Annotated in this window: 1 protein-coding gene; it reads left to right on the top strand. The window is 51.9% G+C overall.

The window, feature by feature from the left end; all coding sequences use genetic code 11:
- Positions 1 to 44 precede the first annotated feature (44 nt).
- A complete protein-coding gene (locus tag SAY88_RS25560) occupies positions 45 to 230 on the top strand; it encodes a hypothetical protein (protein WP_332635241.1) in 186 nt (61 codons plus the stop codon).
- The last annotated feature ends 11 nt before the right edge of the window (positions 231 to 241 follow it).

Here is a 241-nt window from a genome sequence, read left to right as displayed (position 1 = left end):
CACTCGCTTATATTATACCCCCAAGTGTCCCTATTTTGTGAATCATGGACACGTCTGGCCTGCATGCTGCGGCAATGGAGACAGCTGGCGGAGAAAGGCATTTATTTCTACCGACAGGCGGAGAATACGGAGAAGCAGGGGTGGTTTACGATTGGGGAATTGTGCTTCGAATTTTGCGAGCCAGTTGTGATCGAGGCAGAGCTGTAGCTGGGCGACGTCTGCAGACATGATGGATTGGACC

This window comes from Halalkalibacter flavus, from assembly GCF_036663575.1.
Taxonomy (GTDB): domain Bacteria; phylum Bacillota; class Bacilli; order Bacillales; family Bacillaceae_D; genus Halalkalibacter; species Halalkalibacter flavus.
Note: the sequence above shows the minus strand (reverse complement) of the source record. Positions and strands in the feature narration are given on the sequence as shown.